At 68.1% G+C, this 21,967-nt stretch carries 19 protein-coding genes and 2 pseudogenes; 10 read left to right on the forward strand and 11 right to left on the reverse strand.

Annotation, left to right across the window (positions count from 1 at the left end; translation table 11 throughout):
- Positions 1-128: 128 nt before the first annotated feature.
- Positions 129-335, reverse strand: a pseudogene (locus QZ814_RS17205) (IS3 family transposase); the annotation flags it as partial.
- Here QZ814_RS17205 and QZ814_RS17210 point away from each other — a divergent pair.
- On the forward strand, positions 313-723 hold the full coding sequence (locus QZ814_RS17210; RefSeq protein ID WP_294334555.1) for a hypothetical protein: 411 nt from the start codon (positions 313-315) through the stop codon (positions 721-723). The pseudogene QZ814_RS17205 and the gene QZ814_RS17210 sit on opposite strands and share 23 nt — an antisense overlap.
- 883 nt (positions 724-1,606) lie before the next feature.
- Here QZ814_RS17210 and QZ814_RS17215 read toward each other — a convergent pair.
- Together QZ814_RS17215 and QZ814_RS17220 are read right to left on the reverse strand one after the other, a co-directional pair.
- A complete protein-coding gene (locus QZ814_RS17215; protein ID WP_294334557.1) occupies positions 1,607-1,987 on the reverse strand; it encodes a Rap1a/Tai family immunity protein in 381 nt (126 codons plus the stop codon).
- Between the two features lie 158 nt (positions 1,988-2,145).
- On the reverse strand, positions 2,146-2,754 hold the full coding sequence (locus QZ814_RS17220; RefSeq protein WP_365898910.1) for a recombinase family protein: 609 nt from the start codon (positions 2,752-2,754) through the stop codon (positions 2,146-2,148).
- A gap of 236 nt (positions 2,755-2,990) precedes the next feature.
- On the opposite strand from QZ814_RS17220, the gene QZ814_RS17225 reads away from it, so the two are divergent.
- Genes QZ814_RS17225 through arsH form a run of 4 tightly spaced genes read left to right on the forward strand, consistent with a single transcriptional unit; the run spans position 2,991 to position 5,638 of the window.
- The gene (locus QZ814_RS17225) at positions 2,991-3,320 is read left to right on the forward strand and encodes a metalloregulator ArsR/SmtB family transcription factor (protein ID WP_294334559.1); all 330 of its coding nucleotides are present in this window, start codon (positions 2,991-2,993) and stop codon (positions 3,318-3,320) included.
- 11 nt (positions 3,321-3,331) lie between these two features.
- A complete protein-coding gene (gene arsC, locus QZ814_RS17230; protein ID WP_294334560.1) occupies positions 3,332-3,760 on the forward strand; it encodes an arsenate reductase (glutaredoxin) in 429 nt (142 codons plus the stop codon).
- 41 nt (positions 3,761-3,801) lie between these two features.
- Entirely contained in the window at positions 3,802-4,833 is a 1,032-nt protein-coding gene (gene arsB, locus QZ814_RS17235) for an ACR3 family arsenite efflux transporter (RefSeq protein ID WP_294334561.1), read from the forward strand.
- A gap of 46 nt (positions 4,834-4,879) precedes the next feature.
- Entirely contained in the window at positions 4,880-5,638 is a 759-nt protein-coding gene (arsH, locus tag QZ814_RS17240) for an arsenical resistance protein ArsH (RefSeq protein WP_294334563.1), read from the forward strand.
- A gap of 21 nt (positions 5,639-5,659) precedes the next feature.
- Here the strand turns inward: arsH and QZ814_RS17245 are convergent, their stop codons facing one another.
- From QZ814_RS17245 to QZ814_RS17255, 3 genes and pseudogenes are all read right to left on the reverse strand, one after another.
- Positions 5,660-5,848, reverse strand: coding sequence for a hypothetical protein (locus QZ814_RS17245; protein WP_294334565.1), 189 nt, complete (start codon positions 5,846-5,848; stop codon positions 5,660-5,662).
- Positions 5,849-5,910: 62 nt separating this feature from the next.
- Positions 5,911-8,007 (reverse strand): TonB-dependent receptor, encoded by a 2,097-nt coding sequence (locus QZ814_RS17250; RefSeq protein WP_294334567.1) that lies wholly within the window; start codon positions 8,005-8,007, stop codon positions 5,911-5,913.
- A gap of 191 nt (positions 8,008-8,198) precedes the next feature.
- Positions 8,199-8,779, reverse strand: a pseudogene (locus QZ814_RS17255) (alpha/beta hydrolase fold domain-containing protein).
- A 477-nt stretch (positions 8,780-9,256) separates the two neighbouring features.
- Between QZ814_RS17255 and QZ814_RS17260 the strand changes: the two are divergent.
- Positions 9,257-10,339, forward strand: a complete 1,083-nt coding sequence (locus QZ814_RS17260) for an alpha/beta hydrolase fold domain-containing protein (RefSeq protein ID WP_294334568.1) — start codon at positions 9,257-9,259, stop codon at positions 10,337-10,339.
- 123 nt (positions 10,340-10,462) lie between these two features.
- Here the strand turns inward: QZ814_RS17260 and QZ814_RS17265 are convergent, their stop codons facing one another.
- Both QZ814_RS17265 and QZ814_RS17270 read right to left on the reverse strand, forming a co-directional pair.
- Positions 10,463-11,461 carry a prolyl oligopeptidase family serine peptidase gene (locus QZ814_RS17265; protein WP_294334569.1) on the reverse strand — a complete coding sequence of 333 codons (999 nt, stop codon included), beginning with the start codon at positions 11,459-11,461 and terminating at the stop codon, positions 10,463-10,465.
- Complete coding sequence (locus QZ814_RS17270; RefSeq protein ID WP_294334570.1) at positions 11,419-12,474, reverse strand: alpha/beta hydrolase; 1,056 nt, start codon at positions 12,472-12,474, stop codon at positions 11,419-11,421. The genes QZ814_RS17265 and QZ814_RS17270 overlap by 43 nt, the downstream gene beginning before the upstream one ends.
- A gap of 159 nt (positions 12,475-12,633) precedes the next feature.
- Here QZ814_RS17270 and QZ814_RS17275 point away from each other — a divergent pair, with 159 nt between their 5' ends.
- Positions 12,634-13,638 carry a LacI family DNA-binding transcriptional regulator gene (locus QZ814_RS17275; protein ID WP_294334571.1) on the forward strand — a complete coding sequence of 335 codons (1,005 nt, stop codon included), beginning with the start codon at positions 12,634-12,636 and terminating at the stop codon, positions 13,636-13,638.
- Positions 13,639-13,643: 5 nt separating this feature from the next.
- On the opposite strand, the gene QZ814_RS17280 is transcribed toward QZ814_RS17275, so the two are convergent.
- The gene (locus QZ814_RS17280) at positions 13,644-14,816 is read right to left on the reverse strand and encodes a glycoside hydrolase family 68 protein (RefSeq protein ID WP_294334572.1); all 1,173 of its coding nucleotides are present in this window, start codon (positions 14,814-14,816) and stop codon (positions 13,644-13,646) included.
- A 112-nt stretch (positions 14,817-14,928) separates the two neighbouring features.
- Between QZ814_RS17280 and QZ814_RS17285 the strand changes: the two genes are divergently transcribed.
- Positions 14,929-15,945, forward strand: coding sequence for an alpha/beta hydrolase (locus QZ814_RS17285; RefSeq protein ID WP_294334573.1), 1,017 nt, complete (start codon positions 14,929-14,931; stop codon positions 15,943-15,945).
- Here the strand turns inward: QZ814_RS17285 and QZ814_RS17290 are convergent.
- A complete protein-coding gene (locus QZ814_RS17290; protein ID WP_294334574.1) occupies positions 15,870-17,636 on the reverse strand; it encodes a tannase/feruloyl esterase family alpha/beta hydrolase in 1,767 nt (588 codons plus the stop codon). The genes QZ814_RS17285 and QZ814_RS17290 overlap by 76 nt on opposite strands.
- Positions 17,637-17,647: 11 nt before the next feature.
- Complete coding sequence (locus tag QZ814_RS17295; RefSeq protein ID WP_294334575.1) at positions 17,648-18,217, reverse strand: DUF3237 family protein; 570 nt, start codon at positions 18,215-18,217, stop codon at positions 17,648-17,650.
- Between the two features lie 399 nt (positions 18,218-18,616).
- On the opposite strand from QZ814_RS17295, the gene QZ814_RS17300 reads away from it, so the two are divergent.
- Both QZ814_RS17300 and QZ814_RS17305 read left to right on the forward strand, forming a co-directional pair.
- Positions 18,617-20,986: a TonB-dependent receptor gene (locus QZ814_RS17300; protein ID WP_294334576.1), complete on the forward strand. Its 2,370-nt coding sequence runs from the start codon at positions 18,617-18,619 to the stop codon at positions 20,984-20,986.
- Positions 20,987-21,084: 98 nt separating this feature from the next.
- Positions 21,085-21,549 carry a MarR family transcriptional regulator gene (locus QZ814_RS17305; RefSeq protein WP_294334577.1) on the forward strand — a complete coding sequence of 155 codons (465 nt, stop codon included), beginning with the start codon at positions 21,085-21,087 and terminating at the stop codon, positions 21,547-21,549.
- Positions 21,550-21,967: the final 418 nt, after the last annotated feature.

The following is a 21,967-nucleotide window of genomic DNA, read 5'->3' on the forward strand; positions in this document are numbered from 1 at the left end:
CGCCAGAGACGACGATGATGCCAGCGTGGCCGCTCGGCTCCGCTGCGCTCCGCCTCCCGTCCACGCTGGCATCCGAGGCGCGTATCAACTAACTATACAACCGGACCGGACATCGCGGGCAGTCCAACATCACTGGTCACACCGCCGCGCATGCCGCTGTCCACCTCGGATTTCTTCACCCATTCGTTAAGCGTCTGCCCAGAACAGCCGATCTTCCCCGCGATCGAAACCACCGCCGCCCACCGTGACGGGTGATCCTTCTCGTGGTCCAGCACCATCCGAACCGCGCGGGTGCGCACCTCAGGCGAGAACTTGTTCGTCGTCTTGCTCGTCATAGACCCTTCCTCTCAGGAGTTGGGGCCTCCGACAAACCCGGCGCGGTTCATTCGTTTCACCACAACGCCGCTTTACGACGTACTCTCGGTGGATCCCAGCCTGGCCGCGCACCAGATCAATCAGAAGCAGGTGCGGCTCGCAATGGCGGTTGGAGACAAGCGGCGCTATCGGATCACGGAGATCGCCCACCGGCATTTCGTGCATAGTGCGATCCGCGCCGAGTATGACGCGCGCGAGATGCTGGCGATCTTCGATGAGTTCCGCCGCGAAGGCGAAGCCGCATTGGAACGTGCGGTGGCGGCGATGCCGACCGGCACTTCCGACGCCGTCACTGGCCCGATCGGCGATGCCTTTCGAACGCGCTTACGGAAGATCGATCTTCTGTAAGCGCGCGTCATCCTGTGGATTGCTTCCTCAGACGAGATCGGCGACACCCAGGGGGTGGGGTGCTGGCGCTGGGACATTTGCCGGCGAAAAATTTCGGCGGGGTATTCAGTAGGGCAGTCTACAATGCTCCGCGCTCGAAAAAACTTAAATATCAAAATTCTAGGCGCCTGGTCATATTCCCTCCGTCTCCGCCACTGCGCTTGGGAGTAATATTTCCAAGCGAAATCAGCAAGTTGCACCGCTCCCGCTGAACCTGGTGTACCCCACGATGTACCCCAGATTTGTACCCGAAGCTGCGTGGCTTGGCGTCCAGCTTGCCTGATCGCGCAGATTCGCGGCTCCTATGACCGCGCTGGTGGTAAAGCGGCGTGCACGACACACACCTCATGCGCGCACGTAAGTCAGCACCGTATGATCTCGCGGGCATAGCAAAAGGACCCGGCAGCATCGCCGCCGGGTCCCCCGATTACGCGAGGCTATGGATTAAGACCGAGATGGCGACGACAATCGCTGCCACATCAATCTTAACCTGAACTCTCACGCTGGTCCGAAGAATCTTCATTGCGAAGCCCTCGGGCCGCGACCGGCCACGACCCAAAAGGGTGTGTGTCAGCGCCCGGACAAACGGATTTAGCGTCGTTTACCGGATGATTCGCCCCACCAGAAGCGTTCTAGACCGCCGCCAATGGCATCGCATGGCCCCGGTTGGCCTACCCGAGCACAGCTCCAAGTAGCGCTCCGGCACGATGTTGCCCGGTTATTCACTCCGATGGGCTGAGCCGGCCAAGGCTTAGCTTCGGTTGAGCCGAACGCGAGCAACATGGCGACGACACGCGGGAATGGCAACATGCATCAATGCAACGATGACGGTCCGGCGTGAACTTTACTGAGGCTTCGCTGGGCAGGATATGAAAAGGTCCTTCGTTGCTTTCGCGACGAGGTAATTCGCCCCAATGTGTCGTTCAGCTGGATGGTCGCGCAGGTAAGCAATCACTACATCAAAAAGCTGCTTGCCGGTTACTCCAGGCAGGTAACAGCTTGCTAGACTCTGCTCCGCCCTCGCGGAGGCATAAGAATCGAGTGCTCCTTGGATGTAGCTTCGACACGAGGCGAAATCGAGCGCTGAGGCGGTATTTGAAACCTCTGTGCTGCATTCTTTGTAAAGGTCGTTGCCTGTTTTGAATATGCTGACCTGACCTTGTGCAGGTGAGGTCAGCGTTGAGGTCAGTAACAGAGCCATTGGCGCTAGCATGTCGAAGCGCATTCTTTTTACTCCCCCCGGATCGTCGGTCTCAGTTTAAGGTCCGGTCTTCACAAAGTCGAGGACAGCCGGGTCGGTGAATGCTTCGGGCAGAAGGCTACTTGCGTTGCTGCCGAACTTGCCGTCCTCGAAAAAAAGCAGGGCATCGCCCTAATATATCGCTACGCTGCAGCGCAGTAGCGTTTCACGGTGGCAGCAGACAAACCGAAGTGCCGTGCAGTGACGGCGATGCTGGCGCTCTGCGCCTTCCGCCATTCCCGCACGGCAGCGGCATCAGCTGCATAAGGACGGCCAAGGCTCTCCTTGCCCCGGTGTGTCCTTCCGGTCTCCGCAAGCGCCTTCCGGGCGGCCATACGGCCCGCTTCTGTGCGCTCGGCGATCCTGCGGCGCTCCATGGCGGCCATCTGGGCCAGGGCGGCAATGATGATCTCGCCCACGCCTTCACCGACGGGGCCGATGCCGTGAACGTGCAGGGTCACGCCTTTGGCCAGAAGGTCACGGACGGTGGTCTGCACGTCGATGGCGTCGCGCCCGAGGCGGTCGACCGCGTAGACGTGGAGGGTGTCGCCCTTGCGGAGCGCCGCCAGCATCGCAGCAAAGCCGGGGCGATCCGTGGCCAGCACTCCGCCGCTCACACCTTCGTCCGGAGACCCTCCTGACGCGACGTTACCGAAGAAGCGGGCGCGGCTGATCCGCCGCTGGCCATTCGGGAAGGGCGCGGCCGCTTGCGCAGTAGAGCATATGTGCGCCCTGTCGCGGACCAGGGCCACCCCAACACCATCCCCGACGGGGAGGCGGCAAGCGTCGCTACCACGATGCCGCTTCGGATTTCTGCAGCAAAAGTGACCGGAAGGGGCGCCATCCTCCTTCAAGAGTGGGCGTTATATCGCCTGCTTCCAGGGTCCGAGAGTGTGGCCCAATCGGGCCCTCCTTCTTCAATGGTGAGGGATAATTGGGCTCCCTCATGTCACTCGACAACATACATCATATCGGTTATTCTCGATATATGGATATCGAATCTGCCACCACCTCCCTTGCGGGTCTGGCACAGGCCACGCGGCTGGAGACCTTCCGCCTGTTGGTCCGACATGAACCCGCAGGGCTCCCAGCGGGAGAAGTCGCGCGCCTGATGGGTGTGCCGCAGAACACCATGTCCACGCACCTCGCCGTCCTCGCCCGCGCTGGGCTGGTCACGTCCGAACGTCGGAGCCGGTCGATCATCTACCGGGCCAGCCTCGGGCACCTCAGGGCGCTCACGCTCTTCCTGGTCAAGGACTGCTGCCAAGGGCGGCCGGAGCTGTGCGAGTCCCTCGTTGCCGAACTCGCCTGCTGCTGAAGGAGCCCCCCATGTCGACCGACATCATCATCTACCACAACCCGGAGTGCGGAACGTCCCGCAACGCACTGGCGATGATCCGCAATGCGGGGATCGAGCCGCACGTCGTCGAGTATCTGAAGACGCCTCCGGCACGGCCGCTCCTGGTCGCGCTGATCGTGCGCGCAGGGCTCACGCCGCGCCAGCTCCTGCGGGAGAAGGGCACGCCCTACGAGGCGCTGGGCTTGGCCGATGCGACGCTCCCGGATGACCTGCTGATCGACGCGATGGTGGCCCATCCGATCCTGATCAACCGTCCGCTGGTCGTAAGCCCGCTGGGCGTGAAGCTGTGCCGCCCGTCGGAGGCGGTGCTGGATCTGCTGCCGAGCGCGCAGCGTGGTGCCTTCGCCAAGGAGGACGGGGAGCAGGTGATCGACGCAAGCGGCGCGCGGGTCAGCTGATGGCGACTGACAGAGCCTCCGGGCACCCGCCCCGCGCCCCAATGGGCATGTTCGAGCGCTACCTCACCCTGTGGGTTGCCCTCTGCATCGTCGCGGGCATCGCCCTCGGTCGCCTGTTGCCGGAGCTGTTCGGTACCATCGCAGGTGCGGAGCTGGCCCATGTCAACTTCGTGGTGGCGGGGCTGATCTGGCTGATGATCATCCCCATGCTGCTCAAGATCGACTTCGGCGCGCTCGGAGCCGTCCGGCAGCACTGGAAGGGCGTGGGCGTGACGCTGTTCATCAACTGGGCGGTGAAGCCGTTCTCGATGGCGTTGCTGGGCGCGGTGTTCATCGGCTGGCTGTTCGCCCCGTTGCTGCCGCCCGGTTCGCCTCCCTCCTACATCGCTGGACTGGTGCTGCTGGCGGCGGCCCCTTGCACGGCGATGGTGTTCGTCTGGTCCAACCTGTGCGACGGCGAGCCGACCTACACGCTCAGCCAGGTGGCGCTGAACGACCTGATCATGGTCTTCCTGTTCGCCCCGCTGGTCGCGCTGCTCCTGGGCGTTGCATCGGTGGCGGTGCCCTGGGACACGCTGCTCCTGTCGGTCGCCCTGTACATCGTCGCGCCGGTGATCGTCGCGCAGCTGGTCCGACGGGTGACCCTGGGCGGCGGCGGACAAGCCGCGCTGGACCGCCTGCTGGTCACGCTGGGGCCGGTGTCGCTGCTGGCGCTGCTCGCGACGCTGGTGCTGCTGTTCGGCTTCCAGGGCGAGCAGATCGTCGAACAGCCGGGCGTCATCGCGCTGCTGGCGGTTCCGATCCTGGTCCAGGTCTACCTGAACGCGGGTCTCGCCTATTGGCTGTCCCGGCGCTTCGGGGTCGCGTGGTGCGTCGCGGCTCCGGCGGCGTTGATCGGTGCCTCGAACTTCTTCGAGCTGGCCGTTGCCGCCGCCATCTCCCTGTTCGGTCTGAAGTCTGGCGCGGCGCTGGCGACGGTGGTCGGCGTGCTGGTCGAGGTGCCGGTGATGCTGTCGGTGGTCGCCATCGTGAAGCGCACGCGCGGCTGGTACGATCGCGGGGTGGCCGCCTGATGCTCCGCCGTCGCCCTAGGCCTCTCTCTCCACCCAAGGATTGCGCATGACCTTCGAGCGCCTGCGGGACCTCCCCGATCCCGATACGCTGCCTGCACTCGACCCCGCCTTCGCCCATCGTCGGCCTGCGCTTGGCCTGGGGGACGATCAGCCGCCGCCTCGCATCCTGCTTCTCTACGGTTCGCTGCGGGAACGCTCCTTCTCGAGGCTGGCGGTGGAAGAGGCGGCGCGGCTCCTCCGATTCTTCGGAGCAGAGGCCCGCATCTTCGATCCCTCCGACCTGCCGTTGCCCGACCAGATCAGCGGCGATGACCATCCCGCCGTGCGGGAGCTGCGCGCGCTGTCGATGTGGTCCGAGGGCCAAGTCTGGTGCAGCCCGGAACGTCACGGTGCCGTGACCAGCATCATGAAGGCGCAGATCGATCATCTCCCGCTCGAGATGAAGGGCATGCGACCGACCCAAGGTCGTACCCTTGCGGTGATGCAGGTCTCCGGCGGCTCCCAGTCGTTCAACGCGGTGAACACGCTACGTCTTCTGGGGCGCTGGATGCGGATGGTCACGATCCCGAACCAGTCGTCCATCGCCATGGCGTACCGCGAGTTTGACGAGGCCGGGCGCATGAAGCCTTCCAGCTACTATGACCGGATCGTGGATGTGATGGAGGAGCTGGTGCGCTTCACCGTGCTGCTGCGACCGCACGCCGACCAACTGGTCGACCGCTACTCGGAGCGCCGCCAGCGCGACGAGGCGGTGGATGCCAGTGATCTCGCCACCGTGTCGGCTGGCCTGCGCAACGCGGAGTGAGCGGAAGGGTCCTTACGGCTCCTAGTTCGCTGGCGCGATCAGCCGGTTGACCATATTGAGCGGCGTCGGCTTGCCCGATCCCGAGGCGCCGACCAGCGCGACGAAGCAGCCGCCGGCCATCTCCAGCGAGACGCCGTCGACCGCCCGCGTACCCTCGGCATAGGATTTGCCGACGCCATCAAAGGCCACGCTGCGCGAGGTTTCCGGCATCGGCAGCGCTTGTGCGGAAGGTCGCGGCAACGGTCAAAGCCACCGCCGCGCTTCCGCACCCGTTATTGGCTGTTCATCCGGAAGGTGAGCCCGATGGTGCGCGGACGTGGGCCCGCCAGCAGGGTCGGGCCATTGGCGGAGGTGGGGCCGCGCTCGTCCGACAGATTGTCGCCGAACAGCCGCACCTCGTAGCGATCGAACCGCACGCCGATGCTCGCCTGAAACAGCTGATAGGGGTTGAGCGTGTTGACCGTCGCATCGCCGTTCCGGGCGCGGCCGGCGGCGGTGGCCGATGCGGTGGCGAACAGGTCGAGATCGTTGCCCAGCTTGCGATCGTAATTGGCGTCGAGCCGGAAATTGTGCGGCGGCGTGTTGAGCAGCCGGGTGCCGTTGGCGATCCGCGGGTCGCTGGCGGTGTAGGCCGGAATCACCGCCGTGTAGGTGGAATCGTTGATGTTGCCGATCAGTGACAGCGTCAGTCCCTTGAGCGGGGTGCGCCACGTCGTCTCCAGGTCAATGCCCTGGGTCTTGCCGTCGCCCAGATTGGCGAACGCCGACAGCCCGATCGAGGTGTTGAAGGCGCTCTGGATGTTCGTGTACTTGATGTCGTACAGGCTGATCGCCACGCGCAGCGCGCCGTCGAACAGCGACCCCTTGGCCCCGATCTCCAGGTTCCGCAGCTTGTCCGGCGAAAGCGACAGCGCGCTCGGCACGCCGTCGGCGATCACCGCATCGGCCTGTGCCTTGGACTGGAGGATGCCGCTGCGAAAGCCGGTGCCGGCGTTGAGGAACAGCATCCAATGCTGGCTGGGATAATAGGCCAGATTGCCGCGCCAGGTGAGTGCATCGGGCGTCGCCCGGCTGAACACCCGGTCGCCGTTCGACAGCGAGTCCGACGAGCGCGTATCCTTGAAGTAGCGCAGGCCGACCAGCGGCACGAGCTTGCCGCCGAACAGCTCGTAGCTCGCTTCGGAGAAGACCGCCGCGTTCTCGGTGCGGGTGATGGTGTTGCCGCTCAGCTGCAGCGCCGGGAAGTTCAGGCTGAAGGTGTAGAGGCCCTTGGCCTTCTGGTAGAAGATGCCGGCGACGCCGTGGAACGGCCCCTCCTTGGAGGTCGCGACGCGCAGTTCGTTGACGAAGCTGTTCGCGTCCCCTCCATTGATCAAGGTGCCGATGCCGAGCGGCGCCCCCAGGTTGAGGCCCACCGCGAAGCCGCCGGGCAGCGAGCGCTGGAACGATGTCGCGTTGGTCAGCGTCAGCGTGCCGATCTCGCGCGAGACGGTGCCGGACAGATAAAAGGCGCGGCGCTTGTCATAGCCGACCACATCGCCCTGATACGACGCATAGGGCGGGTTCACCGAGTTCATCACGTTGAGGTAGTGCTGGTCGGTGCTGAAGTACCAGCCGCGCAGCCGCACGGTGGTGCGCGTATCGGGCTGCCACAGCAGCACCGCCTGGATGTCCTTGGCGCGCACGTCGTTGGCGTTGCGCTCGCGCGGCGTGCCGGTGGGCGCGCCGGCATAGATGTCGGCGGTGCCGGCGCGATAGTCGTAGCCGCCGCTGATCCTGAGGCCGAGGCTGCCCGGCACCAGCGGGACCGATACCGCGGCGGCGGCGCGGTAATTGGGCGTGCTGGTATCGGCGGTGGTCGAGATTTCCGCCTCGCCCGCGCTCGTCACCCTTTCGAGGTCCGGGTTCTTGGTGTGGTAGATGATCGTGCCGCCGGACGATCCAAGGCCGTACAGCGTGCCCTGCGGCCCCCGCAGCACTTCGATGCGGTCGATGTCGAAATACTGGACCGGCGGCGCCGCCTGGTTGTTCGGCACGCCGAAGGGCGTGTCGTCGAGATAATAGCCGATCAGCCCGTCGCCGATCGGACCGCCGGCGCCCGATCCGCGGAACGAAAAGATGCGATAGCCGGCGCCGATTTCCTGCGCCTGCGAGGCGCCGGGGATCAGCTGGATGAGGTCGGCGCCGTCGCGGACGTTGCGCTGCTTCAGCGTCTCGCCCGACAGCGCCTGGATCGCCAGCGGCACGCGGTCCAGCCGGGTCGCACCCGATTTGAGCGCGGTGACGATGATTTCGCCGTCGCCGGAATCGTCGGCGGGGGTCTGCTGCGCGCCGCCATTCTGCTGCGCCAGCGCGGGCGAAGCGGCCATCGTCGCGCAGGAAGCAGCCAGCAGCGCCCGCCACAACCGCCGCGAACCGAAGGTCCGGCACGGAATCCCGCCGCTGATCGGCTCGAAACCTGGCATCATAATCCTCCCCATCAACGTTCGATTTTGTAATCGATTGCGCAATGCGTATCATCGGCTGTGCACGCCCGCAACTGTTTTGCGGCGGGGGTGGTTCAGGCGGTGGTGAAGGCTGTCCGCAGCACACGCTGGCAGGCATCGGCGAAGCTGCGCGCGGCCTGCGAGGCGGGAGCGATGAAGTCGAACCCGTGATAGGCGCCCGGCACCACCTGCGGCCTCACCGGCACGCCCGCGGCGGCCAGGCGCTGGGCGTCGGCGATGTCCTCGTCGACGAACAGATCGATGGCGCCGACGCCGAGGAAGGTGGGCGGCAGGCCTTGCAGCACGGGCGCGCGCGCCGGCACCGAACCCGGCGGCACCCGCGCGCCGCCCGCCGGCTGGTCGAGCAGCGCCGACCCGCCGAAGCGATTGGCCTGCGCGTTCCAGCCGATCGTGCCGATGAAGGGCGGCGCGGCACGGGTGCTGCCGGTGGGATCATCGCGCATCGGGTAGATCAGGATCTGGCAGCAAAGCGGCACCTGCCCGCGATCGCGGGCGGCGATGGCGAGCATCGCGGCCAAGCCGCCGCCGGCGCATCTGCCTGGGCGTGCAGCAACAGCAGCGCTGTGTAGCAATCCTCCAGCGGGCCCGGGAAGCGCGTTTCCGGGGACAGGCGGTATTCGGCTTCCACGACCACGCAATCCAGCGCCTCGGCAAGCCGCTGCGAGGCGGCGTAGGTTCCTGCGAGCGTCCGACGAGGAAGCCGCCGTCATGGATGTGCAGCACCGTCGGCCGTCGGGTTGCCGCCGGGCGGGCGCCGATCACCGCGACCCGCACGCCCGGATGCCCGTTCGCCCCCGATACCGCGCGCGGTTCGATGCGGGGCGTGGGGAGCGGATTCGCCGGTGGCGGTGCGGCGGCGCGCATCTTCAGCACGGCGTCCTGGGTCGACGGATCGGGCAGGGGATGGGCAAGGATCTGCCGCACGCCGTCGCGCAGTCCCGGATCGACCCGCGCGCGCAACGCGGCTTCGCTGTGCCGGGGCTCTTGCCGCATGCACCTGTTCCTTCCGTGGGATGGCCTCTCCACGCGAATGCGTAATCGTTTGCAATTTGTTTGTCGACGGACTCCCGATCGATTAGGCTCGTCGAAGCGACAGCGAAGGAGAGGCGGCATGCGGCGGGCAAGGGTGCGCATCGGCTTGGGCATGTTGGCCGGTTTTCTGGCGATGGGTGCGGCGGGGGCACAGCAGGTCGTCCCGCCGGCCGTGCAGGTCGACCCCGACGGCACCGTCCATGTGCCGGCGATGGCGGTTCCGGTGTCGCCGATGCTCAGCCCCGAGGCGCAGCGCTACGTCGCCGAGCATCTGCGCGAAATGCAGCAGCCGGGAATGCTGGCGCAGAAGGACGGCGTGCCCGTCTTCATGATGCCCTATATCGCGCGCGCCAAGGCCCGCTTCGCCTACAGCATGGCGGAGCGGCGGATCGGCGGGGTGCGGGTCTTCGACTATGCGCCGCGCGCGGGAATCAAGCCCGGGAACCGCCACCGCGTGCTGATCAACCTGCATGGCGGCGGGTTCATGGGCTGCTTCCCCGGCTGCGCCGAGCTGGAGTCGATCCCGATCGCGGCGCTGGGCGGGATCCGCGTCATCTCGGTCGATTATCGCCAGGGGCCCGCGCACCGATTTCCCGCCGCCAGCGAAGATGTGGCGGCGGTCTACCGGGGGCTGCTCCGCACCTACCCGGCGGCCAATATCGGCATCTATGGCTGTTCGGCGGGCGGCATGCTGACCGGCATGGCGACCGCCTGGTTCCAGCGCCACGGGCTGCCGCGCCCGGGCGCGATCGGCGTGTTCTGCGCGGGGCTGACCAGCTCGGTCAACGGGTTCGGCGGCGACGCCGATTATATGACCGCCGCCGTGGGGGAGGCGCGCCCAGCGCCGAGCGGGCCGTCCAGGCCGGGATCGGCGCTACCCTATCTGGCGGGCACCGATCCCAGCGATCCGCTGGTCGCTCCCGCCGCGTCGGATGCGGTGCTCGGCAAGTTCCCGCCGACGCTGATCCTCACCGCCACGCGCGGCTTCGAGCTTAGCTCGGCGGTGCGCACGCATGGCGCGCTGGTGCGCCTGGGCGTCGATGCCGAGCTGCACGTGTGGGAGGGCTTGTTCCACGGCTTCTTCTACAACAGCGACGTGCCCGAATCGCAGGAGGCCTATGCCGTCATCCTGCGGTTCTTCGATCGCAAGCTGGGGCGTTAGCGCCTGTCGAGTTGCCCGTTTACGGCTGGCGCGGAAAATGCCTCCGGAAGGCAGTAGAGCGTCTTCACGAAAGGTGAAAACGCTCTATCGCTCGTGCGTTCGTCGATAGACTCCCGGGCTTGCTCAGGGCTGCCGCAGCCAGCGGTCGAACAGGTCGAGCCAGGTGCCGTTGGGCAGGCCGGGCGTCCCCAGGCCGAAGCCGTGGCCGCCGCGCTGGAACAGATGCGCCTCCGCCGGTACGCCCGCCCGGCGCAGCGCCGCGAGCATGCGCAGGCTGTTTTCCGGCGGCACCGCGGGGTCGTCGAGCGCGTGGACCAGAAAGCAGGGCGGGGTGCGCGCATCGACGTGCAGGTCGGGCGAGCGGCGGGCAAGCGCCGCGGCATCGGGCGCGGGGCCGAGCAGCTGGGCCACCGATCCGGCATGGGTGTCGCGCGGATCGGTGGTGATGACGGGATAGATCAGCCCGGCGGCATCGGGGCGTGCCGACAGCCGATCGGCGGCGTCGCGCGGGGCATAGACCGTCTCGCCATAGCCGGTGGTCAGCGACGCGGCGAGGTGGCCGCCCGCCGAATAGCCCATCGCGACCACCCGCGGCGCCTTGCTCCGCGCGCGGACGAGGCGGATGGCGCGCTGGGCGTCCTGCAGCGGCACGTCGGCGCGGTGCGACCAGCCCTCGCCAGGGAGGCGATAGATCAGGACGTGCACGTCATAGCCGCGCGCGGCGAGCGCCTCCGCGGTGTCGGTGCCCTCATGCGTGCCGACGACGATGCTGTAACCGCCGCCGGGCATCAGCAGCACTGCCGTCCCGTTCGGCGCCGTGGCGGGGAAGCGGTGCAGTGTCGGCCGGGCGACGTTGCGGAAGAAGCCGGGCGGCGCGTTCGGCGGCAGCGGCTGCGGGGCGAAGCCGGTTTCCGGCATCCGATCGCCCCACAGGTCGATCATCGGCGCGGCATGCCAGCTGGGCGGCAGCGGGCCGAGCGGGTCGCGCGCGGCCTGTGTCGCGGCCAGCAGCGGCGTCGCGGCAGCGGCGGCGCCGGCACCGGCGAGTAGCGTGCGGCGGCTGAGCTCCGGCGCCATGGTCAGGCCCGTACCGCGAAGGCGGTGCGCAGCGCGCTTTTCCATGCCGCCGTGAACGCGCGGGACACCGCCGCCTCGGGGACCACGAAGTCGAAGGCATGGAAGGCGCCGGGCGCGACATGGATGCCGGTGGGGATCCCTGCATCGATCAGCCGCCGCCCGAAGGCGAGCGATTCATCGACGAACAGGTCGATCGCGCCGACGCCGATGAAGGTCGGGGGCAGGCCGGACAGCGTCGCCGCGCGCGCCGGCACCGCCCCGGCGGGGACCTGTGCCGATCCGGCGGGCCTGCCGAGAAACGCGCTCCAGCCGAACGCGTTCGCCGCCGCGGGCCAGCCGACCGGCGCGAGATGGGGGGAGGGCTTTACCGTGCTGCCGGTGCGGTCGTCGAGCATCGGGTAGATCAGGATCTGCTGGCACGGCTGCACCTTGCCGCGATCCCGCGCCATCAACGACACCATCGCGGCGAGGCCGCCGCCGGCGCTTTCGCCCATCACCGCGATGCGCCGCGGATCGACGCCCAGTTCGGTCGCCTGCGCGGCGATCCAGGCCAGCGCGGCGTAATTGTCCTCGACCGGGCCGGGGAAGGGGGTTTCGGGCGCGAGCCGATAATCGACATTGACGATCACGCAGTCGAACTCCGCCGCCAACGCCTGGCAGAAGGCCGTCAGGTTGCGCGCGCGGCCGGAGATCATGCCGCCGCCATGGATGTGGAGCAGCGCGGGCGCGGGCGCCGCGCGCGGCCGTACCCCGATCAGTTCGATGCTCACCGGCGGCGTGCCCTGGGCACCCGGTATCTGCCGGACCTCGACGGCCGGGGCGGGCGGAGCAAGCAGCGGCGGCGCCACCCATCCCGCCCGCAGCGCGGGCAGCGCCGCGCGGGTCATCGGCGGGAAGGATTGGGCCAGCATCGCCTGCGCAGCGGGCCGCAGCTCGGGATCGACCAGCGTGAGCGGGTCGCCATCGGCCGCCGCCAGCAGGCGGGAGGGGCCGGCCAGAAACGCCGCCATGCCCATGCCGAACGCCCAGCGGTGAAGTTCACGCCTGCCTAGCTGCATCCTGTCCTCCGGTCGCCGACGCTATCCTGCGCCGGATCGTGCTTGGGTGTGCAATCGATTGTGCATTGCTGCAACCGATTTTTTGCACAATAGCCCTGACGTGCGCGCCAGGGATGTCGCTACCATAGCACCAACAACAGGGGCACGAACGGCCTGACCATGTCGACGATCAAGAATTTGAAGGAATTCGCCCAGCTCGCCGGCGTCTCCACTGCCACGGTGTCGCGCGCGCTTTCCAGGACCGGCCGGGTGAGCGAGGAGACCCGCCAGCGGATCAGCGATCTGGCCGATCGGCTGGGCTACCAGCCCAACGTCACCGCGCGCAACCTGCGCACCCAGCGGACGATGACGATCGGCGTGCTCGTGCCGCTGGGGCACGAGACGTCGCAGCATCTTTCCGATCCGTTCTTCAACACGATGACCGGGTTTCTTGCCGACGAGCTCAGCGACCATGGCTATGACCTGCTGCTTTCCCGCGTGCTGCCCAAGAGCGACCGCTGGCTGGACCGCTATATCGGATCGGGCAAGGTCGACGGGATCCTCGTTATCGGCCAGTCGACCGAGTTCGGCGTGATCGAGACGGTTTCGCGCCGCTATCTGCCGATGGTGGTGTGGGGCGGGCTCGTCCCCGGGCAGAACCATTGCTCGGTCGGCACCGACAACCGCCAGGGTGGCGCGCTGGCCACCCGCCATCTGATCGCGCGCGGCTGCCGCCGCATCGCCTTTGCCGGGCCCACCCGCGGCCCGGAATTCGGCGAGCGGATGGAGGGCGTCAAGCAGGCGCTGCGCGAAGCGGGGCTGAGCGAGACGCTGCTCGAACTGCCCTCGCATTTCGAACCCAACGCCGCCTATGCCGACATCCTCGACCAGATCGGCCGGCTCGACGCGCTGCCGGACGGGATCGTCGCCGGATCCGACGTGACCGCAATCGGCGTGCTGCGGGCGCTGGGCGAACTGGGCATCGACGTGCCGGGCCGAATCAAGCTGGTCGGCTATGACGGACTGCCGGTCGGCGCGCAGGTCTCGCCGCCGCTCACCACGATCGACCAGCAGCTGCGGCAAGGCGCGGCGATCATGGTCGAGCTGCTGCTGCGGCGGCTGGCGGGGCAGGAAACCGAAAGCCGGCGGATCGAGCCGAAGCTGATCGTGCGCGCCTCGGCCTGAAGCGCTCAGGCGATGCCGGCGCGGTTGCCATTCAGGGTCAGCCGGAAATAGGGCGCGGGGTAGCCGGCGAAGGCGGCGCGGCGGCGCGCGACATCGGCCGGCGCGTCCGCGGCGGCGACCCCGGGCAGATCGGCGAAGCTGGTGACGCGCAGATCGGGCAGCACCCACCAGCTATAGGCCTGGAACGGCGCCTCCTCCGGGTTCGCGGCGACCAGGCCGGTGCCGTTCAGCGGCTCGAACGGCCCCGCCGCGCTGGCGCTGACCATGCCGTACAAGCCGGTGGGGCCGATCGGCCCGTCGGGCGCGAACACCTTGGCCTGGGTGGACCAGAACAGATAATAGAGGCCGTCGAAGCGCCGCATGTGCGGGCGCTCGAGTTCGTTGTTGAGCGTGTCGGCGTCGACCACCGGCGGCGCGAGCCGCCACGCCAGCAGGCTGCCGTCCACCGCCTCGGCCATGCCGATCACGCCGTTCCAGGCGGAGGCCGATCCCGCCGCGGACCCGGTGAAGAACAGCCGCCAGCGCCCGGTCGCGGGATCGCGGAAGAAGGCGGGATCGCGAAACGCCTTGATCATGCCGGCGACGCCCTCGCGCTGGTCGACGGTCATGTACCAGTACTCGTCCGCCGCCACGGAAAGCTGGTGGTCGCGGTGATCGACCGCGTGCAGGCCGTCGTCGCGCGCCTCCAGCGCGAAGCTCAGCTGGAACAGCCGCTGTTCGAAGCTGGTGGTGGGCTCACCCCGCCGTCCGGCGGCGGTGTAGAACAGGGTGATGCGCCCGGTTTCGGGATCGAGCAGCGCCGAGCCGGACCATTCGCGGCTGCCTGCCGAGAAGCCGTCGGGCAGGACCGGGGCGCCGAGGTGCCAGCCCGTTTCCCGCTCGACGACCAGGTGGATACGGGCGACGGCATGCCGGGCTTCGGGATCGGCGGCGGCCGGCGCCGCGAGCGCGAGCCACAGGTTGCCGCCGCTCCCCCGCGCCTGCCGACCATCGGCGGTTTCGATCGGCCACATGTCCCACAGGTCGTGGCCGGGGATGCGCCGGGCGGGGTCGAGCGCGAAGGCCGGGATGGTCTGCGCCGCCGCGATCCCGACGCGGGAGAGCCGCGCGCCGCACCAGCGTGCGGCACCTTCGCCGGGCCGTGGGACGATGATCGACTCCACTGGCTCTTCGCGCATTGCTGGACCCCTGAACCGCTTGAACAAACGATTACGCAGTTTATGAGGTGCTAGCTGGTTTGTCGCCGCGCGGCAAGCGGTGGAGACTGGTGCAGCGACGAGGAGAACGCCCATGCCCGCGACGACCGACCCGGAGCCCCTGTGCGTCCCGATTTCGCGGTGCGCCATCCCACTGGCATGGGACGCGGCGGAGCAGATCGACCTCTGGCCGGGGACGCCCCCGGGCGGCCCGATCACGCTTGCGGCGCGGGATCCCGATCTGCCACCCAGCTGGCGCACCCAGCTGGCGCAGCCCCAGCTCCGCGTGTTCCGGCCGGCCGAAAGCAACGGCACGGCGCTGCTGGTGCTGCCCGGCGGGGGCTATGGCTTCGTCTCGATCAAGAACGAGGGCGTAGACGTGGCGGAAGCGTTCTGCCCGCGCGGCTATACCGTCTTCGTGCTGGCCTATCGCCTGCCGGGCGAGGGGTGGGCGCGGCGCGGCGATGTTCCGCTGCAGGATGCGCAGCGCGCGATGCGACTGATCCGCGCGCGTGCCGGCGAGGAGGCCTATGCGCCCTCCGCGGTCGCGGTGCTCGGCTTCTCGGCGGGCGGGCATCTCGCCGCCTCGCTCCTCGTCGGCGCTGCGGAGCCGGTGTACGAAGCCGTGGATGCGGCCGACGCGCTCTCGGCCCTGCCGGTCGCCGGCGGGCTGCTCTACCCCGTGCTCGCCATGGCCGGGGCCGAAGCACATCCGGGATCGCGCGACGCCCTGCTGGGGCCGCAGCCGGATGCGGCGACGCTGGCGCGACGCTCGCCGCTGGAGCGGATCGACGCATCGGTCCCGCCGATCTTCGTGGCGCACAGCCGCGATGATGCGCAGGTGCCCTATCGCAACGCCGTGCTGCTCGAAGCCGCGATGACGGCGGCGGCCCGGCCGGTGGAACTCCATTTGTTCGAAGAGGGCGGCCATGGCTTCGGGGTGGGGCCCAGCAACGCCGCCGCCGGCTGCTGGCCGATCCTGTTCGATCGATGGCTGCGCCGGCGGTTGCCAGGCGCCGGCGCAGCCGATGCGGGTCATCGCGTACAGGCGAAGGCGGCCGAGCGCTCGGTGTCCTTGGCGCCGGGCATGGCGCGGGCGACCAGCGGATAGGGGCAGAGCGGCCGGCTGCGTCCCGGCCACGGCGTCATCCGGCCGGCGCTCGCCTCGATCCGCTCGGGCGCCTTGCCCTGTTCGACCCAGCGGACCAGCGCGGCGAGCGCGTCGAACTGGTCGGTGGCGGGGCCGCCGGCGCAATGCGCCATGCCCGGCACCGGAAAGACGCGGACGAACGATGCCGCCCGGCCCTGGTTGCGGCGATCGACCTCTCGCCACCAGTCGAGCGTGTCGTTGAGCGAAAACACCGGATCGGAAACGCCATGCGGCACGATCATCTTGGCGCCGCGCCTGCGGAACCCCGCCAGATCGCTGGATCGCGCGGACACATCCTCCCAGCCGGAGCGGGGAAAGCCCGGCGCGACCGCGTGGATCGCGGCGGGATCGCGGTCGAAGTCATAGGCGAGCTGCGCGTCCATGCCGTCCTGCGGGCTGGGGCCGAGCAGGCGCGGCGGCGTCGAGAAGAGGGTGGCGAGCGCGGGGGCGCCCATCGCGGCGTTGATCGCCGGCACGGTGGGCCCCGCGCCGCCGCCTAGGCCCAGTTTCCAGATCCGCCAGCCGGTATCGGCCATGCCGGCGTCCCAGGGGAAGCTGGCATAGAGCGCCCGGCCGTGGCTGTCGTGCGGCCCGCCAAAGCCGCGAACCAGCGCGTCGATCTGCCCGGCGGAGAGGCAGGAGGCGTTCTTGGTGCCGCTGCACATGCGGGTGCGCAGCGCTGCCGTCACCTCGGGGGTGGTGCATTGGCCAAAGGCCTGCACCAGCCCGTCGGCCAAGCCGTCCTTCGCGTCGCACGCCGCCAGGACGGCGCTGCGTGCGAGCATCAGGTCGCTGTCCGAAAAGGCGGCGGCCAGCCGGCCGATCGGCACGCTCTTCTCGCCGGGCTGGCGCACCAGCGCGGCGTAGGTCTGGGTGTCCCACGCCTCGGCGATCGCTGCCTTGGGCAGCGCGAATCCGGGCGCCGCCGCGAGGATGCCGTCGAACGCATCGGGATAGCGCTGGGCGAAGGCCATGCCTTCCTGCCCGCCCTTCGAGCAGCCGGCGAAATAGGAATGATCGGGGTCGCGGCCATAATGCCGTGCCAGGATCGCGCGGGCGGCGTCATAGGTCAGTTTCAGCGAGGCATGGCCGTAGTTGCGCCGCGCCTCGGCATCGAAGCCGAACGCGACCGCGCCGCCGCGCGCGGGATCGGCATTGTCCGCGTTGGAATGGCCCGAATCCTGGCTGACCACCGCGAAGCCCTGCGTCAGCGCCGGGGCCGCGCCGTTGGGCGTCATGCCGATCGCGTCGCCGATCTCGCCATTGGTGCCGCCCCCGCCCTGGAACAGGAAGCGCCCGTTCCACTGGTCGGGCAGGCGCAGGTGGAAATGGATGGCGTAGCGTTGCCCGTCCTGCCCGGTGCGTTCCTGGAGGACGCCGGTCACTTCGCAATGCGCCGGCAGCGGCGGCGATTTGCCGCCGCGCCCGAGGTCGAGCACCGTGCCCGCGGCTTGCGACTGGGCGGAGACGATGCGCATGCTCGGGTCCGGCCAGTTGCCCGCAGACAGCAGCGCCGCGCAGCTGCCGCCGGCGCGCAAGGGCAGGGCAGCGGGGCTTCGGGCGGCCTGTTGCTGACAGCCCGCCAGCGTCACGCCTGCCAGCAGCAACGCCATGGCCCGGGTGCGCCCGGTTGCCGGGATAGAGTCGATCATCGGGGAGTCCTTCATCCGATCTGGTAGACGGTGATGCGGACGGCCGCACCGTCCGAAGGTTCGGCCGGGCCTACCGTGCCGAGGAAGATCGCGTCGTTGAGCCATTGGTGCTTGCCCAGGGGTACCTCGAACACCGGCGTCGTCCGGACATACGCCCCCAGCGCGACGCCGCGATTGACGATCTGGAGCAGCGTGCCGTCGCGCTCGCGCATCAGATACGAGGCTTCGAGCAGGGTGGAACCGTCGGCGCGGATCAGCTGCCAGTCCATGCCTTCGGGCAGGATGGTGCCGCTCAGTCGCGGGCCGGCGAAGCGGCCGCCGGTGATCGGGATGCGGACGCGCTTGCCCAGCGGCGTGGCGCCCACCTGTTCGGGCGGGCCGAGCGTCACGATCGCCTCATAGACGAAGCTGAGCGGAACGCTGGTCAGCCGGCTGGGTGCGGGCGCGGCCTCGGCATCGGTGCCGAGGCCGATGTCGGCCAGGCCGAGGCAGCCCGCCACGCCGCCGGCAAGGCCCAGCAGTGTCCGGCGTGACGGGCCGGCGGCGGTGGCGCAGGCGGAAGAAGGAAGGGAGTCCGACATCGTGTTGATACCCCTGTGTGGGCCGGTCGAGGTGGATGATAGCGTTGCGTAATCGATATGTGCAATTACTTTTAAAGGGCGCTGGCCGGCGCGTGGCGGCGGCGCTCCACGGCGCCGCAGAGACCCGGTCGACCTAGCTTATACTGCGATGCACAAGGGATCTGCGTACAAAAGATGGCGGATCTGCCTTTGCGGGGAGACGGCGGTCGATGCGCTTGCAATCGATTGCGCAATTAGCTATGTCACATCGCAGTTGGAAAAGACCAACCAGGAGAGGGTGCGGTGCCGAAGGGCGCTGCCGCGATGGGCGAGGCCCGCGCATCGTGCGCGTTTCGTCGAGGCCGTCGTGCGGCGTCGGATCGCACACCATCTCCTGACACCCTGGATGGGAGGATTGGGATGCGCACTGTGATGATGCTGCTCGCTGGAACGGCGCTGCCCCTGGGCGCGGTCGCCCGGGCGCAAGAGGCGCCCGCGGCCCCGCCGGCGCCGGTCGCCGATGGCCAGCAGGTGGACGCCACCATGGCGGGCGAAATCATCGTCACCGCGCAGAAGACGTCCGAGCGGCTGTCGCGCGCGCCGGTCGCGATCAGCGTGGTCTCGCAGGACATGCTGACCCGCCAAGGCGTCGATTCGGCCAACGCGCTCGCCACCACCGCGCCCAACCTCCAGCTCAGCGCCAACGGCTTCGCGATCCGCGGCATCGGCAACAACAACAGCTTCAGCGGCTACTCCACCGTCGCGACGCAGATCGATGGCATCTACGAGCCTTCCGCATCGGTGCTGGCGCTGGGCCTGTTCGATCTCGGCGCGGTCGAGGTGCTGCGCGGGCCGCAGGGCACGGTCTATGGCCGCAACGCGACCGCGGGCGTGGTCAACATCAACACCGCGGATCCGGGCCGGACGCGGGGCGTGACCGCCGATTTCCAATATGGCAGCTTCAACGAGGTTCGCGCGCGGGCGGCGGTGGACCTGCCGATCAGCGACGCGTTCCGCCTGCGCGTGGCCGGCTATCGCCAGATCGATGACGGCGTGAACGACGCCTATGGCGCACGCGATCGCTACGGCAAGACCGACCAGGCCGGTCTGCGCGTCACCTCGCTGCTCGACCTCGGGCCGGTGACGTGGCGGCTGTCGCTCAACTATGGCGAAAATCGCGGGACCGTGCCGGCGACCTTCCTCACCAGCATCAATGCCTATCCGCAGGCCAACCTCGCGGCCGGCACCTTCGGCCCGCGCCAGGTGATCGAGACCGACGCGCTCAACATCGGCCAGGCCCAGGTCACCGACAATCGCATGGACCTGCGCTATTATGCCGCGCGCTCGCGCCTGTCGTGGCAGGCGACCGACCATCTGTCGCTGACCTATCTCGCCGGCTTCTCGCTGCTCAAGAACAACGGCATCGATTCCGCCACCGGCGTGTTCACCCAGCAGTCGATCAACCGCCGCACCGAAAGCTGGTCGCACGAACTGGACCTGAACTACACCCGTGGGATCCTCAACCTCGTGGTCGGCGGGTTCCTCTACCAGGATCGCCAGCCCTCGGGCACGCGGCTGCTCCACGCCGGCGATACCGCGCCTGCGCCGATGAACACCGTGTTCAACGCGTTCGGCGCGAAATATTCGCAGGCCGCGATCTCGACGATCAGCGGGGTCGACGTCGTCACCAGCTATCACGGGCAGGGGACCAAGTCGCAGGCGGTGTTCGGCCAGGGCACGGTGGAAGTGCTGCCGGGCCTGAAGCTGATCGGCGGCGTGCGCTCGACCTGGGAGCAGGTCAACGCCCGCAACATCGAACTGGTCTGCCCCGGCGACACCGTCACCCTCGCCAATCTGAGTGCGACGACCTGTCCCGGCATCCCGTTCGTCTATGCGCTGTCCGACGACACCAACCGCCCCGAAGCCAAATTCTCCAACGTCAGCTGGAAGGGCGGCATCGACTATGCGCTCGACGCCAACACGCTGGTCTATGCGACGGTGAGCACCGGCTTCCGCGGCGGCGGCCTCGAGGCGAGCGGCAACGCCCCGCAATATCGCCAATATCGCCCCGAAACGGTGACCAACTACGAAGCCGGCGTGCGATCGACGCTGCTCGGCGGCACGCTGTATCTCAGCCTCACCGGCTTCACGATGGACTATAAGGACCTGCAGGTTTCGAGCGTCGTGCTCAACCCGCTGACCAACCAGGTCTCGGCGGTGACCACCAATGCCGCGACCGCCCGCCTGCGCGGCGTCGAACTGGAGGCGACCGTCCGCCCGACGCGGCGCGACCGGATCAGCGGCTATGTGTCGTTCCTCGATGCGCGGATCCGATCCTTCCCCACCGCGTCGGACAATCTCGGTTCGGCGAGCGGCAATTATAACGGCTTCGCCGCCGCGCTCGGCTATACCCCGCTGCCGGCGAACCTGACCCTGGACGCGTCGGGCAACCGCATGGCCAACGCGCCGAAATGGAGCGGACGGTTCAGCTACGCCCACACCTTCGACATCGCCGGCGGCCGGGTGATCCCCAGCGTCGATTTCTACGCCCAGTCGATGACGTACAGCGATGTCGCCAACTACGCCACCAGCCGGCGCGACGCCTATACCAAGACCGATCTGAACCTGCGCTTCGAGGATGGGGCGGATCGCTTCTCGATCACCGCCTTCGTCAACAATCTCGAAGACAATCGCGTGTCCAACAACCTGGTCACGGTGTGGAGTTCGACGACCGCCAATTACGATCCGCCGCGTACCTATGGCATCCGCCTGGGGATGAACTTCCACTGATCGGCCCGCTATTGGGGATGGCAATCGGTCCTGGCTAGGCGATATGCGGGTCTGCCCGGCGGCGTGTCCGCCGCCGGGCCGATCACGATGGGGTGGATGTGGCGAACGACGGAAGCGACGAGATCCGGCCGGGCTTGCAGGAGGCGTTGCTGGGCTATCATCTTCGTCGTGCCTCCGCCGTCTTCGCCAGCGACTTCGCGGCGGCGACGGCGGGCACGGGGATGCGGCAGGTGCTGTTCGGCATCCTTTCGGTGGTCGCGACCAATCCCGGCATCAGCCAGAGCCAGGTAGGGGCAGCGCTGGGCATCCAGCGGGCGAACATGGTCAGCCTCTCCAACGAACTGGTCGAACGCGGGCTGATGCGGCGCGATGTCGCGCCGGAGGATCGCCGCGCCTTCGCCCTCACGCTCACCCCGGAAGGCGAGGCGCTGCTGATCGATTGCCTGGAGCGGATCGGCCGACATGAAGATCAGCTGCTCGCCCAGGTGTCGAGCGCCGAACGCCACCTGTTGCTGCGGCTGCTGCAGCGGATCCATGCGCAGTCGAGCGACGTGGAGGCCTAGCGTCGCCACGATCACCAATCGTGCAACGGAGGTGATCTCGGGCGGCATCGTTGGGCCGGTCGGCACGGTCGACAATGCAGGGCTGATCGACGGTGGTTCGAACAGCGCGTTCGCGCCGGGCGATCAGTTGGCTGACGGCTACATTGTGTGCGATCCGATAGACCCAGCTCCGCTCCGCGTTCTGGTAACGCGCGTCCTGATCCTGGGTGCTATGGCCGTGGTTCATCCGTTCTTCCGTTCGAGCGTATCGTCGGGCAGGACGGGAAAATCTTGCACGAACCGATCGGAAAGAGAGGTGGTCCCGCCTATTTGGACAGTTTTACGGCTGAGCTAAGCTAATCCGGGTTGTCGATCATGCCGCCATTTTGGTCATCAGATCATGGGGGGCATGCCCCCCATGATCTGAAGCGCCGATCCA

Origin of the sequence: uncultured Sphingomonas sp. (assembly GCF_913777625.1) — a bacterium.
Classification (GTDB): domain Bacteria; phylum Pseudomonadota; class Alphaproteobacteria; order Sphingomonadales; family Sphingomonadaceae; genus Sphingomonas.

Bases quoted from the DNA above. Each gene is read 5' to 3' on its own strand.
- QZ814_RS17215 (WP_294334557.1), bottom strand. From the start codon at position 1,987: ATGCGCTTCGACATGCTAGCGCCAATGGCTCTGTTACTGACCTCAACG.
- QZ814_RS17285 (WP_294334573.1), top strand. From the start codon at position 14,929: ATGCCCGCGACGACCGACCCGGAGCCCCTGTGCGTCCCGATTTCGCGG.
- QZ814_RS17295 (WP_294334575.1), bottom strand. From the start codon at position 18,217: ATGTCGGACTCCCTTCCTTCTTCCGCCTGCGCCACCGCCGCCGGCCCG.
- QZ814_RS17275 (WP_294334571.1), top strand. From the start codon at position 12,634: ATGTCGACGATCAAGAATTTGAAGGAATTCGCCCAGCTCGCCGGCGTC.
- arsC (WP_294334560.1), top strand. From the start codon at position 3,332: ATGTCGACCGACATCATCATCTACCACAACCCGGAGTGCGGAACGTCC.
- QZ814_RS17270 (WP_294334570.1), bottom strand. From the start codon at position 12,474: ATGCAGCTAGGCAGGCGTGAACTTCACCGCTGGGCGTTCGGCATGGGC.
- QZ814_RS17280 (WP_294334572.1), bottom strand. From the start codon at position 14,816: ATGCGCGAAGAGCCAGTGGAGTCGATCATCGTCCCACGGCCCGGCGAA.
- arsH (WP_294334563.1), top strand. From the start codon at position 4,880: ATGACCTTCGAGCGCCTGCGGGACCTCCCCGATCCCGATACGCTGCCT.
- QZ814_RS17290 (WP_294334574.1), bottom strand. From the start codon at position 17,636: ATGATCGACTCTATCCCGGCAACCGGGCGCACCCGGGCCATGGCGTTG.
- QZ814_RS17300 (WP_294334576.1), top strand. From the start codon at position 18,617: ATGCGCACTGTGATGATGCTGCTCGCTGGAACGGCGCTGCCCCTGGGC.
- QZ814_RS17260 (WP_294334568.1), top strand. From the start codon at position 9,257: ATGCGGCGGGCAAGGGTGCGCATCGGCTTGGGCATGTTGGCCGGTTTT.
- arsB (WP_294334561.1), top strand. From the start codon at position 3,802: ATGGGCATGTTCGAGCGCTACCTCACCCTGTGGGTTGCCCTCTGCATC.
- QZ814_RS17265 (WP_294334569.1), bottom strand. From the start codon at position 11,461: ATGGAAAAGCGCGCTGCGCACCGCCTTCGCGGTACGGGCCTGACCATG.
- QZ814_RS17250 (WP_294334567.1), bottom strand. From the start codon at position 8,007: ATGGCCGCTTCGCCCGCGCTGGCGCAGCAGAATGGCGGCGCGCAGCAG.
- QZ814_RS17225 (WP_294334559.1), top strand. From the start codon at position 2,991: ATGGATATCGAATCTGCCACCACCTCCCTTGCGGGTCTGGCACAGGCC.
- QZ814_RS17245 (WP_294334565.1), bottom strand. From the start codon at position 5,848: ATGCCGGAAACCTCGCGCAGCGTGGCCTTTGATGGCGTCGGCAAATCC.